This is a genomic window from Cellulosimicrobium funkei (assembly GCF_001019615.1).
GTDB lineage: Bacteria > Actinomycetota > Actinomycetes > Actinomycetales > Cellulomonadaceae > Cellulosimicrobium > Cellulosimicrobium cellulans_E.
In genome coordinates, this window is record NZ_JNBQ01000012.1 from 12,425 (window position 1) to 25,623 (window position 13,199).

Below are 13,199 nucleotides of genomic sequence, written 5' to 3' on the forward strand. Positions count from 1 at the left end.
TCAGTCCTGTACTGAGGTGTTAACCGCGGAGGAAAGGTCGAACTGCACGTAGGTGCCGCGCGGGACGCAGTCGTCCATGGAGAGGCGAGACGTGATCGCCTCAGCCCAGAAGGCGAGGCCGGTGTTCGCGAACCACTCGGCGCTCTGTGTCTTGTTCTCGTACGTCAGGGAGGACGTGTTGCCCGTCGCGACGGCGGTGTCGATGACGTTGGAGGGGATGCCGAGCAGCTGAGCGATTTCCACGCCGAGCGCGTTCGAGACCTCCACGAAGAGGTCGACCTTGATGTCACCGCGCTCGCGAATCTCGATGCCCGGCTTAGTGACGACGACGGAGCCGTTCGCGGACCTCAGGGCCTCGACGTAGTTCTTCTGGATCCCGACGATCTCTTCCTCGTCAAGCTGCGCGTCGTCGGTGATGTGGAGTTCCGTGACCGCCGAGGGGTTGCGGAGACGCTGCGAGCGGGTCGCCTGAGCGTCGCGGGCCGCGCGGATGGTGCGGGCGCCGATCGTCAGCAGTCCGCCCGGGATCGGGCCGGAGAAGAGGATGACGTCCAGGACGTCGACGTTCTCGTTGTCGATGAGGATTTCGCCCTGCGCGTTGAGGTCCCAGCGCTCGAACGGAACCCGAGCGGCGTCCGTGATCTGACCGTCCGTGCCGCGCGCGACCTTCCAAAGAGACGAGCCGTAGAAGAGCAGGTCATCGACGGTGTACATCAAGCGGTACTGCGGAGCGAGGTTGCCGTTCGTGCGGTAGAGCCAGGTGGGCTGGTTCGCGAGCGGGGTGCCGTCCTTCTTGGCCTGGAGCGGCAGGCGGGCGATGGTGCCTGAGATGAGGTTTCGCGCGGCGGCGACAGCCGGAATCTGCATGGCCTCGCCCTGCGAGAGCGGGAGCCAGGAGGCGTCTCCGAGGATGTCCGGGAGGACGATCGTCGCGAGGTTGTTCGGGGTCGAGGAGGCAAGCGGAAGGCCCCCCATGCCGTAGGTGGGTACTACGCCCTGGGGGGCCGTCGCGTGGGTAGCGGTAAGTGCGGCATCAACAACGCTGTTACGTGTGAAGAGCCCCACTTAAAATCCGCCTGTCATGACCCGATACTTGGATAGATCAATTTTATCGGGATTTCTAGGCCGACTGCATTCACACAATGCACAAGTGAAAGCCCCGCCGGGCAACCTTGTTCCGGCGGGGCGAGGGTTTGATCACCTATTCGATTGTATTACGTGTATGCGTTCGGAATGACACCGATGCTCGATTTCGTGTTGTTCTCGAACTCGAACAGCGCCATTGCCGCCGCACGTACGGGCGTGATGTCGCCCTTTGAGCGGGAGAACCCGAACCAGCGCCCGCGCTCCGCCGACTCGCGCCACTGGAGACAGTCCGCCGCAGCGTTGAGTCCCGGCTGGTTGGGGTGTTCGAGGTCTCCGGCGTGGACCTGTCGGACGAACGCGGCCTGCCCTGCCTGGACGTCCTTTGAGTTGACCGGCTTCACACGGTTCTTCACCTTGGAACGTTCGAGCGTGCGAGCGGGGTCCAGGTTCGCGCCGACCGCGTCGTACATCAGGCGGGCCTTCGGGTACTTCACGAGGAGGTCGTTCGCGGTCTTGGCGAGCCAGTTCGTCCCCGGCTTGTGCTCGGTGAGAGAGACGCGCGCGACACCGTTCTTGTCGCGCCAGGCTGCGACGAGTGCGGCGGACGACGACTGCGGGTGAACGTCGAACGCCAGCACGAAGCGGTCCGTGTCCGGCAGGGCCAACTCTCCCGCGCACTCCTCCCAGCGGTCCGGGTCGATGGCGCGGTCGTGCGCTGCCTTGGGCCAGTAGCCGAGATACTCCACCATGAACGCCGGGAGCGGCATCAGCTCGAAGCGCTCACGGACGATCTCGATGTCCACGAGGCCACAGGCGAGTCCGGGGTGGCAGCGCCACCAGACGTCCTCTGAGGCGGGGTCGTCCTCCTCTCCCATGCCGTAGTCGAGTGCTCCGGTGCCTCTCTTGCCTTCCTGGGCCGCGACGATGGAGTCCCACAGCAGTCCGGTACGGCTGGGCGCGGGTGTCCCGCTGATGATGACCTGGCCCATCTGGCGCGTGTCCATGAGGGGCAGGGCTCCTTGAACGAGCGCGTCGGAGACCTCAGGTCCGTACTCGCCGGCCTCGTCGAACCAGAGTGCGTCCGCCGCCGCTCCTCGGAACGCGGACGCGTTCGGGGGTCGACGCTCCCAGCGAGACCCGTTCGAGAACAGGATCATCTCGCCGCCGTTCGACCAGCGCGTCTCCCAGAGTCCGAGCGTTCCGTCCGGGTCGACGGCGTCCAGGATGTACATGATTTCGCGGAGCGCGGTCGACGCGCGGGAGCCGTCCTGCGCCGTGCTGATCACGCGGTAACCCGGCGTCGAGAGGCAGCGACCGAGGAGCGTCGAAGCGATCGACGTTGTCTTGGTCGAGCGTCGCGCGAACTGGATGGCGACACGGCGATAGAGCGGACGTCCGTCCTCGCGCCGCGCCTCCAGGAGCGAGCCGACCTGGCGGCCCTGGGGCTTCAGATCGAGTCCGAGGTGCTTCGCGCCGAGTTCGGGCGCATCTAGCGGCACGTCGTCCGGGACGGCGGACATGTACCGCGGTATTGCCCTGAATTCGGGCGCGATTAGCGTGCTCATTTGGTGCCTATTCTGGACCGCTTTTCCACATCGTGGAATAGAGAGAGAAAGTTAACGGAAGTCGCGAGGGTTGTCGTGCATTCTAAAAAGGATGCGTGCGACTCGTCGCGTTGCGTTCGCATCACAGGTCGAGCAGTCTTTGATCCGAGTCCGCGCGTGTGTTCGCGCGTCGACTCTGTTGACCGAGTGCTTGACCTGCTCGCATGTTGCAGCGCGGATGCGACGGCCACGTGTTGTTCACGTCGTTCGGCGCTCCGCCTTTCGAGCGCGGAACCAGGTGATCGACGTGGAAGTTGTCCGCCGTGACCGGACCCCCGCACTTCGAGCAGGGCAGCGGACCAGCTGCGAGCCTCGCCGCCCAGTGCGCGCGCAGCCTGCGTACGTCGTACCCGACGCCGCTCATCGCTCGGCCTCCGCCGCGCACAGCGGGCAGCGGTCCGGGGCCGAGACCCCGCGCTTCGTGTGGTACCTCGTGTGCGTGGACTTGGTCCACGTGTCCGGCGTCGGCTCCGTCTTCGGAGCCCAGCCCTGCTCGATGTGGTCCGCGCACCACCACCAGCCGACAGCCGAGGGGCGGAAGCAGCGCATACAAGGGCGGTACGGCTCGACCCTGCCTGTCCGCCCGGCCTCAGGCTCTACGCCTCTCTCAGCGGCACCTCGTGATCCTGGCGCCGTCATTCGTCCGACTCCGCGAGGTAGCGCTCGATCTCCGCGATGAACTCGTCGTCCTCGCGAGACCACCACGACCCGATCTCGTCGTTCCAGTAGACCGCGCTCATCGCTGCTCCAACGAGTCCGCGATTCGCTCAAGCGCGTCCGCTGTCCGCTTCTGCTGCTGGTACATCCCCTGCGTCCAGGTGAACGCCGCCTGCTCGATCGCGAGCCGTTCCTCTGTCGCCTTCGCGAGACGCTGAATCGCGGTGTACACGTCGTCGATGTCCGCCTGGAAGTGGACCTGCTGGCCGTCCGGGTCCGTGTAGTACGCCATCATCGGACCTCGATCTCGTCCGTCGTGAGGAGGAACTGTCCGGACCGTTCGCCCGTGAACGGGTCCGTGTACTTGACGAGACGTGGACCGTCTTTGTCCTCGTCCCAGATCGCGCGCTCGACCTCGATGGTCGTGCCGCTCCACCTAATCGCGCTCACGTGGTTCGGGTCGTACCCGAGGTCCATGCACAGCTGCTTGACGATGTCTCGTGTGTTCTTGTTCTTGTTCGTGCTCAACTTCTCGCCCGTTTCTCGTCCGGCCAGCCTTGTGCTGACCGGTGGGCGTCTCTGTGTCGTTGATCGGGGCATCTGGCCCCTCGTCGTTCCAGATGGTCTACAACTACTTGTTGTCTGGCTCAGGTCCCGTACTCTCTGACTCCATCCATCAACATCTCTCACTCCAGAAGTAGAACAAGTAGTAGAAGTAGAACAGAGTGCTGGAATCACAGGGTTTCGAGCCGGTCTACTTGTGCGCCTCCGGTACTACATCGACCACTTCTGGATTGCTGGAGCGCCCACAGGGGCCAGCCGGTACCACGCTCCGCCCTTGGTGCCCACGTTCCGGAGCTCGTAGTTGTAGTACCGGCGCGTGATTCGAGCTAGCTTCCGGCCGGCTGCCATCTTCGAGCCCTTGGGTGTATCGCGCAGCCACTCGTGGAGGAACCGGCCCTCAGGCGTGTTCAGCGCGTCTACCTGGTCCACGCGCTCCCAGAGGTCCTTCGCCTGCCACGTCTCCTCCGTGCCCATTACCTTCGCGATGCGCGCCACCACATCGGCGTCGTCCTCGTCTTCGGTGTAGACGCTTCCTGCGGTCTCCTCGTGTGCCTCGTAGAAGCCCTTCACCCCTGCCGCTTCGAGGATGCCGGAGACTGTGCGTGACCACGTCTCGTAGCCGGACTTCACGACGGAACCCTGTGTGCACCCCTGCTGTACCCAGTAGGCGATCAGGAGCACGAGGTCCATGCGCAGGTCGTCGGCCATCATCCGGGCTCGGTCTACGACCCCGCCCGACCACGCCGTACGTGTTGGACTCTCGAGGTCGAGCGGGATGAGGATTAGGCGGCGGAGCATGTCCGGGCTAGCGGACGCGCCGTTCATCGTGAAGAGCCACGTGACGTTGTTCTTGAGCCTGATCTTCTCGGAGCGCCCGAGCACACGACCGGTGAACGATCGGCTCGTGAGCACCGATTCGAGGGATGGGGAGTTGAGGTCGTGCTTGATGTTGTCGAACAGGACCACGCCCGCGTCACCGTCTCGGAGGGTCGCCGTGATGCGCTTCTCGATCTCCGCCTCGCCGGGAAGCGCCTGCGCGTCCGGCTTTGCGCCGGAGCCCATCGTGCCGATGACCTCTGCGAGAGCCGTCTTGCCGGAGCCCTGGCGGTTCGCCATGACGAGACCTCCGGGGATCGTCGCGGTAGGGATCGCGCTCACGATCAGCGGTGTTAGAGCGAGCGCGAGGCAGTCTGCGCGGGACGACTCGTGCTTGAGCGCGAACTCGTCGAACCACTCCATGAGCCGTCCGGCCGCCACCCGGACTTCCTTCTGCTCGATCGGCCGATCACGCCAGGCCGGTGTCACGGGTGCCTTGCGGGTCACGAACGTCTCCGAGTCCGGGTCGTATCCCTGCTCCCACGCCAGCGTCCACATCGGACGAACGATCGGAGCCGGTGCCATGCGCGTCACACGCGGCACCCCGGGGTGAGCCTCTGCGCCGATGTACGCGCGAAGGAGCGTCTGAGGGATCGCCGTCTCGGGTCGCGTCTGCCACGAGGTCGAGTTGTCGGCGTTCTTCTTGAGGGTCTTCTTCGACGGTACGACCCAGTTCATGAGGAACGAGTTCAGACGCTCCTCGCGGAAGGGGTGGTAGACGAACTCCCCGTGCTTGTCCACGACGCGCCCTAGGCTGCCGTCCGGAAGTTCGAGGAGGTCGTGCTTTCGGTTGCACGTCTCGACCGCCTTGTGCAGCATCTCTTCCTGCTGGTTGAGGGAGAGGTCCAGATCGATTGCGTATCCAGTCACCTGATAGAATCCTTACTAGTAGTTGACGCAGCCACGTCTACTTCTTCGAACGGCTCGCCCACAAGGCGGGCCGTTCGTCTTGTCTCCCATGCCTGCCGCGCGACGAATCCCCAGAGCGCGCCTGCCGCGAGCCACAGCAGGCACGTGACGACGATGAACGCCGTGATCACGCGACTGCCCAAACCAGCGTGCCGAGCAGGAGCACTCCCGCGATCACCCCGAGGAGGACGATCACGACCGTCCGCTGACGCTCGGCCTTCGGCGCCACGACGCCCTTCTCCTCAAGTGCGCGGCGTACTGCGTCGAGGTCGACCTTCTCGCCGCTCATCGGGCGTCCTCGGGGTGCTCGTTGAGGTACAGCTCGTACTCAGCGCGTAGGGCGGAGAGTTCTTGCTCCTTCGTGCGGCGCTCACGGGCGTGACGTTCCGCCATCTGCTTCAAGCCCTTTTCGCGGAGTCGGATGCGCATCCGGTACGTCAGGCTGTCGGGCTGGTTGTAGTGCTTTCCCACTTCTACTCCCTGTGTCCAATTCGCCGCTTTGGCGATGGATTAACCGTAAGCGGCAGGAAGCGGCTACTTGCATCGCGGAATGCGCGCGCCATCTGCTTTCCGTTGCAGTTGCAACGGTCTGGGCATCACACAGGTTCATCGAAGTTCACCAGGAACCGACCGAGGACGGCCCCGGAGGGCCGCCCTCGGCGCGCTACTCGGATGTCGTGTACCTCTCGGCAAGTTCCCTGTAGAACTTCTCCTTGCTGGTGATGTCCGGGGTGGTTTGCGGAATCGTGACGGCGACCGGCGCGATTCCGCCGGTTACGAGAGCGGGCGTCGTGTTCGAGCCGACCTCGAGGGTCGTACTCGATGCCTTCAAGGCATCACGGGCCTCGACCCACTCGTCGTGCGCCTTGTTCAGCTTCGCGATGCGCCGCTTGAGGCGACGGTCCGCCTTCACGAACCGTCGCAGGATCTTGTCCACGCTCGGCGGGGTGTTCTCGGTGTCGGTCACTCGATCTCCTGGTGTCGTGCCGAGGGCTCTTCCCTCGTGCTCGACAACCATGCCCCCGAGAGCCTGGTCGCCCTCGGAGCCCCGCCGCAGGGATTCCCGGACAAACCAGGCGTCCGTGCAGGTCAGAGTCGCGTTTCCGCAGGTAGTGCACGCCGCCGAACACGGTGTAGGAAGGTGAAGACGACCGCGATCATCTTCGTCTAGACGACGTTCTCCACCCGGACCGGTGCGAGCGCAACCTCACCGAGCGTGATCTCGAGCCCGGACTCCCTGGGCTCGTCCGTCGAGTCCCAGACCGCCTCGACCTCTGCCGCCCGCCTGAAGACGACGGTCTCGGGCCGGAACTTCTGGTTCGGCCGGATCGGCAGGAGCGTGATCCGGTCCCAGACGGACCGCAGGACGTCCTGCCGACGCATCAGGGGCAACTCGTTGAAGCGGCGGATCGCCTCCGCGCGCGCCTCCGCGTCCTCCCACGTGAAGTGCCAGAGCCCGTCCAGGAGGTCGGAGCGCGTCCGCTCGTGGATCTGGGCGTCGATCGCGTCGACGCGCTCCTGGAGGCCGCTGGATGCCACGATCAGCTGCGAGAGCGTGATCTGTCCCTTGCCGTGTGCGTCGGCAAGTTCGTCCAGTTCGACACCGAGGCGGATGCGCTCGCCGCGGAGTTCCCTCATTTGTTCGGGGTCGCTCTGCCGGACGATCGACTCACCGGCGCCGTGCGCGAGAGTCCAGAGCGTCGCGAGGACTACGTGCTCCTCGATGTCCGCCGCCTTGCGCGTGCAGTGGTGCTTCTCGCGGCAGCGGTACGCCCGGTTGCCGTGCGAATTCACCGAGACGACCGTCGCGCCGTTGTCGCAGATGCCGCACCACGCGAGCGTCGAGAGGAGGTAGGTAAGGCGCCGTGGACCGCCGTGGGTGCGACCGGGGGAGTTGAGCACTGCGACCGCGTCGCGCCAGGTGTCCTCCGAGACGAGGGGAGTCCAGTTGCCGGGTCCGACCTCTTCGCCGTTGTGCGTCCGGATGCCCGCGTTCCGCGCGGCGCAGAGGATCTGTCTCAGGTGAGACGGACCCTTGCCGATGTCGCGCGCGATGTCCTTGAGCGTGTCTCCGTGCAGGACCCGGTCGTACGCGTCTCGGATCAACGCGGCCTCGCTCTCGCGGAGTGTCCCGTCGCGCTCGTATCCGTAAGGTCGGTTGCTCCACCAGGGCTTCCCCTCGGCGGCGTGCTGGGTGAAGAAGCGTCGCATCCTCTCCTTGGCGATCTCGGACTCGCTCGTGGCGACTTCGCCGAGGATGCCCGCGACGAGTCGTCCCTGCGCGGTGGACATGTCCACGTCGGTGCCCTTGATGAGCGAGACCCGGAGCTCACGCTCCTGGCCGAGTTCCATGAGCCGGTACTGGTCCTTGCGGTTGCGCAGTAGGCGGTCCCACCTGTCCGCGACGACTACCTGGACGCGTCGCTCGTCTACGAGACGGAGTAGTCGCTCGAAGCCTGGGCGCGGCTGCCCCTTGGTCGCGCTCGTGTCGTTGTCCTCTACGACCTCGACGACCGTCCAGCCCTTGATCTCGGCCATCTTCTCGGCGTCCTGGCGTTGACGCTTGACGGCCTTCCTCCCGTCCTTGTCGTCGTCTGCCAGGTCGTCCTTGCTGATCCGTACGTACACCACCGCGTCCACCGGTGGACCTCCTCTCCGGGCGCTCGGGCGCCCCTGGCGCCACCGTATACGGATGAGGTGGTTCAAGACACCAGACCTCGCTCACGCACGTCACCGCCGTGTCCGGCGGGCACTTCGCGATCGTCGTGGCCTGCGTGGCCGGGCTGTGCGTCCTGGTCCGCGCGCCCCGCTGGGCGCGCGTCGTGATCACCGGCGCGGCCATGGCGGGCTTCGTCGTGCTCGTCCACCCGGAGCCCAGCGTGCTGCGGGCGGCCGCGATGGGCGCCGTCGGCGTGGTCGGCATCGCGCTCGGCAGGCCGTCGCGCGCCGTGGCTGCCCTCGCGGCCGGCGTCGTCGTGCTGCTCGTCCTCGACCCCGGGCTCGCCCGCTCGTACGGCTTCGTGCTCTCTGTCGCGGCGACGGCCGGGCTCGCGCTCCTCACGACGCCTCTCGCCCGCCGGATGGCGCCGTGGTGCGGGCGGACCGTCGCGCACGTGGTCGCGGTGCCCGTCGCCGCGCAGGCCGCGTGCGCCCCGGTGCTCGTCCTGCTCGACCCGAGCGTGAGCACCTGGTCCGTCCCCGCCAACCTGCTCGCGGCCCCGGCACTCGGACCCGCGACCGTCCTGGGCGTCGTCGCCACCCTCGTCGCGCCGTGGTGGCCCGCCGCGGCGACGGCGCTCGGGTGGGCCGCTGGGATCTTCACGGGGTGGATCGCGGGCGTCGCAGAGGCGTTCGCGGGTCTCCCCGGCGCACGACTGCCCTGGCCGGGGGGCGTCGGAGGGCTGGTCCTGCTCGCGCTCGGGACCGTCGTGCTGATCGCCGTCGTGCTCCGCTCGCGCGCGCTGCGCGAGGCCGGGGAGCGACGTGCCGTGCGGCGAGCGTCGTCGCCGCCGCTGGGCGACCGCGTCGCCCGGGCGGTCCGGGCCACCCGGCGCCGGTGGTCCCGCGGCGGCCGAGGCGGGGCCTGGCCCGGCACGACGCCGAGGATGCCCCGCCGGTCCCCGGGGAAGGTCGTGGCTGGTGCGCTCGCCGTCGTGGGCCTGGTGGTGCTCGTCGTCGCGCTCGTGCGCCCGCTCGTCGTGACGGCCGGGCCGGTTCCGCAGGACTGGGCCGTGGTCGCGTGCGACGTCGGGCAGGGCGACGCCCTCGTGCTGCGCTCCGGGCCCCGGTCGGCGGTGGTCGTGGACGTGGGGCCAGCGGGAGCCGCGGCGGGCGACTGCCTCGACCGCCTCGGCATCTACCGGGTCGACCTGCTCGTCCTCAGCCATTTCCACGCCGACCACGTGGGCGGTCTCGACGCCGTGCTGCGCGGCCGGAAGGTCGAACGCGCCCTCGTGACCGCGACGGCTGGTCCTCCGGAGCAGGCCGAACGGACACTCGCCGCACTCACGGACGCGGGCGTCCCGATCCAGGTCGCACAGCCGGGCGCCACCGGCAGCGCGGGAGGCGCGGACGACATGGACGGCCGTCAGGACGTCGGCGCGTCCGGAGGCCCCGGCGCCGGCGGCGTGCGGTGGGAGGTGCTCCAGGCCGGGGTGGGCGGCGGGCCGACGAGCGTCGCGCGCCCGAGCACGGCACCTACCGCCGCCGCGGAGTCCGACGGCGGTGCGAACGACGCGAGCGTGGTGCTCCTCCTGCACGTGGCGGGGATGGACGTCGTCGCGCTCGGCGACCTGGAGGACGCCGGCCAGGCGGCGCTCGCCCGGACCCTCGCGCAGCGCGGCTCCGGCCCGGTCGACGTCGTCAAGGTCGCGCACCACGGCTCGGCGACGCAGTCCGACCGCCTCGCCGAGCTGCTCGCCCCGACGGTCGCGCTCGTCAGCTCGGGGGAGAACACCTACGGGCACCCGACCGACCGGGCCCTCGACCTCTACCGGGGCGTCGGCGCGACGGTGCTGCGGACGGACACGTGCGGGACGTTCGCGCTCGTCGTGCGTGACGACGTCCTCGCCGCCGCGGGCTGCGGCTGACGCGGCCGGAGCGTCCCGGCCACGGGACGCATGCCGTCCGTACCGTGGCGGACGGAGCCAGGGGAGCCAGCAAAGCCCGAGAAGCCAGGGGAACCAAGGGATCTAGGGCGTGTCTCCCAACGGTGAGTACGGGCGCGCGGCAGAATCTCGGCGGTGAGTCGGTTCCAGGCCTTGACGGATGAGCAGTGGGAGCGGATCGAGCCGTTGCTGCCGTCGAATGCGGGCAAGGTCGGCCGTCCGTTCGGGGATCACCGCACGGTGGTTGAGGGCATCGCTTATCGGTATCGGACTGGGATCCCGTGGCGCGACCTGCCCCGTGAGGTGTTCGGGCCATGGCGGACGGTGTGGAAGCGGCACAAGAGGTTCGCCGAGGACGGCACCTGGACCGCATCCTGTCCCAGCTGATGGCCGAGGCCGACTCCGCGGGCCAGGTCGACTGGACCGTGTCGGTGGACTCCACGATCAACCGCGCATACCAGCATCCGACGAACACGAGGCGCCCGGAGCAAGACACAGGGGGCGACGTCGAATCACAAGAACCGTGGGACCGAGGCGGTCAACAGTGAACCTGCTGGTCACGGCATCGGTCGGTCCTGCGGCGGGCTGACGAGCGAGATCCACCACGCCGTCGACGGGCGAGGCCGCCCGCTGGCGGTCGTCGTGACTCCGGGGCAGTCCCATGATGGACGAGCGTTGGAGCTCGTGCTCGCTGACATCTGGGTTCCACGACTTGGCGCGGGTCGACCGCGGACAACCCCCGATGCTGTGCTCGCAGACAAGGCGTACTCCTCACGCGGGAGCCGGGCGATGCTGCGTGGGCGCGGGATCCGAGTCGTGATCCCCGAACCGTCCGACCAGCAGGCGAACCGGAAACGGCGAGGTGCGATGGGTGGTCGCCCGCCGAAGCTCGACCGGGAGACCTACAAGCGGCGCAACGTGGTCGAGCGGTCCTTCAACCTGCTCAAGCAGTGGCGCGGCCTGGCAACCCGATACGACAAGCACGCCATTGTCTACCGCGCCGGAGCCGTCCTGGCCGCAATCGTCGTCTGGCTTCGCAGCTAAGCGACTGGTTCTGCGAACCTACTTTGGCGTGCTGTCGTGCCCCAGCGCAGCCATCACGAGGCACGCGCCAGCATCACTCCCGACCAAAGACAGTGCAGCAGGCCTGCCTGAGTGGGCTTTGACACCTTCGATACGGTTCGGGGATGCAGCTCGAGTGGACACAACCGTTTCGGTGGGGCCTCCTCCTGGCTTTCGACGAACGGGAGTCCTTCGACCTGCCTACGGACCTTGGCGACGAGGCGATCACCTCGTCAGAGTCTTGCCTAGCCGTACCGGTGCTACATGCAGCCGACATCGACATCCCGGATGACTGGCCCGAGGACGTGACCCTTCCGTCGGCGATGGTGACCGTGGCGGTCGTCGTCGGTGAGCCCTTTCCATTGGATGACGCGGTGGAGTTCGACGGGCAGCTGAATTGCCCGTCCGGGCGCCTCGCGATCGGGGACGCCGAGAATGAGCGCGTCGTCGACGTCCGTCGAGGGCCCATACGAGTGCAAGTCATCAGAGAGCCACTCGAGTACGCGAGCCACGTGACGATGCGCATCGGCGCCCCGGAGCCGACTGATGTCCGGACGTAGAGGCTTGAGTCCATGGGCCGTGTCGCACCAAGCACCTCTACCGGCCCCGCCAACCCATTCAGGCCTCGGATCACAGCGCGACGCACTCGGCAAGGTCCGGCACGAGGGAATCGAACAGGGCGCCGCTCAACTCGAGTAGGGAGACACGCCCTAGAGGCCGGGGAGCCAGGGATCCGTCGAGCGGGGGCGCCAGGACGCGCCGGGGTTCTCGCGCGGTGGGCGGCTCGTGGGAGGCTGGTGCCATGCCCGCGCCGACCCGTACCGCCCGTCCGTCCGCCGGCCCGTCGCTCGCGTGGGACGACGTCCGGATCGCACCGGTCGTGCTGGTGCAGGGTCCCGAGTCGCTCCTGGCCGAGCGTGCCGTGGACGCGATCGTCGGGCTCGCGCGCGAGCGGGACCCGGAGGTCGAGAAGGTCACGATGGAGGGGGCGACCTACCAGGCGGGCATGCTCACGGTCGCCGCGAGCCCGTCGCTGTTCGGTGAGGCCAAGGTCGTGGTCATCGAGGGGGCGGAGGCGGCGACCGACGCGCTCGTCGCCGACGTCGTGGACTACGTCCCGACGGCCGACCCGGAGACGACCGTCGTCGTCGTGCACGGGGGCGGCGTGCGTGGCAAGCGCATGCTCGACGCGATCAAGGCGAGCGGCGCGCCGGTCGTCGCGGTCGAGGCGATCAAGAAGGACTCCGACAAGACCGCGTTCGTCACCGCCGAGTTCCGTCGTGCCCGCCGCCGCATCGACGCGTCGGGAGTGCGCGCGCTCGTCGAGGCGGTCGGCAACGACCTGCGCGAGCTCGCCGCCGCGTGCAGCCAGCTCGTCACCGACACGGACGGCACCGTGAGCGAGGCGGTCGTCGACCGCTACTACGGCGGCCGGGTCGAGGCGACCGGCTTCCGTGTCGCGGACGCAGCCGTCGCGGGGAACGCGGGGGAGGCCGTCGCGCTCCTGCGCCACGCGCTCGCGACCGGTGCCGACCCGGTGCCGCTCGTCGCCGCGCTCGCGATGAAGCTCCGCGCGCTCGCGAAGGTCGGCGCGATGCGCGGTCGCGGCGGCATCGCCGCCAAGGACCTCGGGCTCGCCCCCTGGCAGGTCGACCGTGCACGCCGCGAGCTCGCGGGGTGGACCCCGGAGGGCCTCGCCACGGCCATCAGCGCCGTCGCGCAGGCCGACGCCGAGGTCAAGGGCGCCGGGCGGGACCCGGTGTTCGCCGTCGAGCGGGCGGTCCTCACCATCGCCCGCGCCCACGGTCGCTGAGCGCGCTCGACGGGCCGACGA

The 13,199-nt window shown here is 68.1% G+C and carries 13 protein-coding genes and 2 pseudogenes; 5 read left to right on the top strand and 10 right to left on the bottom strand.

Features of this window, described 5'->3' with window-relative positions; genetic code table 11:
- The 10 genes from FB00_RS11005 to FB00_RS11045 form a co-directional block, all read right to left on the bottom strand.
- Entirely contained in the window at positions 1-1,065 is a 1,065-nt protein-coding gene (locus tag FB00_RS11005; RefSeq protein ID WP_156186375.1) for a phage portal protein, read from the bottom strand.
- A gap of 149 nt (positions 1,066-1,214) precedes the next feature.
- Complete coding sequence (locus tag FB00_RS11010) at positions 1,215-2,651, bottom strand: hypothetical protein (protein WP_047232975.1); 1,437 nt, start codon at positions 2,649-2,651, stop codon at positions 1,215-1,217.
- A 121-nt stretch (positions 2,652-2,772) separates the two neighbouring features.
- The gene (locus FB00_RS23235; RefSeq protein ID WP_082141230.1) at positions 2,773-3,054 is read right to left on the bottom strand and encodes an HNH endonuclease signature motif containing protein; all 282 of its coding nucleotides are present in this window, start codon (positions 3,052-3,054) and stop codon (positions 2,773-2,775) included.
- Positions 3,055-3,426: 372 nt separating this feature from the next.
- The gene (locus FB00_RS11020; RefSeq protein ID WP_156186376.1) at positions 3,427-3,639 is read right to left on the bottom strand and encodes a hypothetical protein; all 213 of its coding nucleotides are present in this window, start codon (positions 3,637-3,639) and stop codon (positions 3,427-3,429) included.
- Positions 3,639-3,875: a hypothetical protein gene (locus FB00_RS11025; protein ID WP_047232978.1), complete on the bottom strand. Its 237-nt coding sequence runs from the start codon at positions 3,873-3,875 to the stop codon at positions 3,639-3,641. Before FB00_RS11025 ends, FB00_RS11020 begins: the two co-directional genes overlap by 1 nt.
- 246 nt (positions 3,876-4,121) lie before the next feature.
- Positions 4,122-5,657, bottom strand: coding sequence for a hypothetical protein (locus tag FB00_RS11030; protein ID WP_047232979.1), 1,536 nt, complete (start codon positions 5,655-5,657; stop codon positions 4,122-4,124).
- A gap of 166 nt (positions 5,658-5,823) precedes the next feature.
- On the bottom strand, positions 5,824-5,985 hold the full coding sequence (locus tag FB00_RS22025) for a hypothetical protein (RefSeq protein WP_156186377.1): 162 nt from the start codon (positions 5,983-5,985) through the stop codon (positions 5,824-5,826).
- Entirely contained in the window at positions 5,982-6,167 is a 186-nt protein-coding gene (locus FB00_RS11035) for a hypothetical protein (RefSeq protein WP_047232980.1), read from the bottom strand. Before FB00_RS11035 ends, FB00_RS22025 begins: the two co-directional genes overlap by 4 nt.
- Positions 6,168-6,360: 193 nt before the next feature.
- Positions 6,361-6,663, bottom strand: a complete 303-nt coding sequence (locus FB00_RS11040) for a hypothetical protein (RefSeq protein ID WP_047232981.1) — start codon at positions 6,661-6,663, stop codon at positions 6,361-6,363.
- Between the two features lie 200 nt (positions 6,664-6,863).
- Positions 6,864-8,336 carry a recombinase family protein gene (locus FB00_RS11045; RefSeq protein ID WP_047232982.1) on the bottom strand — a complete coding sequence of 491 codons (1,473 nt, stop codon included), beginning with the start codon at positions 8,334-8,336 and terminating at the stop codon, positions 6,864-6,866.
- Positions 8,337-8,419: 83 nt separating this feature from the next.
- Here FB00_RS11045 and FB00_RS22990 point away from each other — a divergent pair.
- The 5 genes and pseudogenes from FB00_RS22990 to holA all read left to right on the top strand — a co-directional run.
- Positions 8,420-9,136: pseudogene (locus FB00_RS22990) on the top strand (ComEC/Rec2 family competence protein); the annotation flags it as partial.
- Between the two features lie 165 nt (positions 9,137-9,301).
- Positions 9,302-10,285: a ComEC/Rec2 family competence protein gene (locus tag FB00_RS22995; RefSeq protein ID WP_269430006.1), complete on the top strand. Its 984-nt coding sequence runs from the start codon at positions 9,302-9,304 to the stop codon at positions 10,283-10,285.
- Between the two features lie 153 nt (positions 10,286-10,438).
- Positions 10,439-11,347 (top strand): annotated as a pseudogene (locus tag FB00_RS21670) (IS5 family transposase).
- A gap of 143 nt (positions 11,348-11,490) precedes the next feature.
- Positions 11,491-11,925: a hypothetical protein gene (locus FB00_RS11065; RefSeq protein WP_047232983.1), complete on the top strand. Its 435-nt coding sequence runs from the start codon at positions 11,491-11,493 to the stop codon at positions 11,923-11,925.
- A 242-nt stretch (positions 11,926-12,167) separates the two neighbouring features.
- Entirely contained in the window at positions 12,168-13,178 is a 1,011-nt protein-coding gene (gene holA, locus FB00_RS11070) for a DNA polymerase III subunit delta (protein WP_047233033.1), read from the top strand.
- The last annotated feature ends 21 nt before the right edge of the window (positions 13,179-13,199 follow it).

What these genes read in the sequence shown, in the direction of transcription:
- holA (WP_047233033.1), top strand. Translation starts at nt 12,168, where the DNA reads ATGCCCGCGCCGACCCGTACCGCCCGTCCGTCCGCCGGCCCGTCGCTC.
- FB00_RS11065 (WP_047232983.1), top strand. Translation starts at nt 11,491, where the DNA reads ATGCAGCTCGAGTGGACACAACCGTTTCGGTGGGGCCTCCTCCTGGCT.
- FB00_RS22025 (WP_156186377.1), bottom strand. Translation starts at nt 5,985, where the DNA reads ATGAGCGGCGAGAAGGTCGACCTCGACGCAGTACGCCGCGCACTTGAG.
- FB00_RS22995 (WP_269430006.1), top strand. Translation starts at nt 9,302, where the DNA reads ATGCCCCGCCGGTCCCCGGGGAAGGTCGTGGCTGGTGCGCTCGCCGTC.
- FB00_RS11020 (WP_156186376.1), bottom strand. Translation starts at nt 3,639, where the DNA reads ATGGCGTACTACACGGACCCGGACGGCCAGCAGGTCCACTTCCAGGCG.
- FB00_RS23235 (WP_082141230.1), bottom strand. Translation starts at nt 3,054, where the DNA reads ATGAGCGGCGTCGGGTACGACGTACGCAGGCTGCGCGCGCACTGGGCG.
- FB00_RS11010 (WP_047232975.1), bottom strand. Translation starts at nt 2,651, where the DNA reads ATGAGCACGCTAATCGCGCCCGAATTCAGGGCAATACCGCGGTACATG.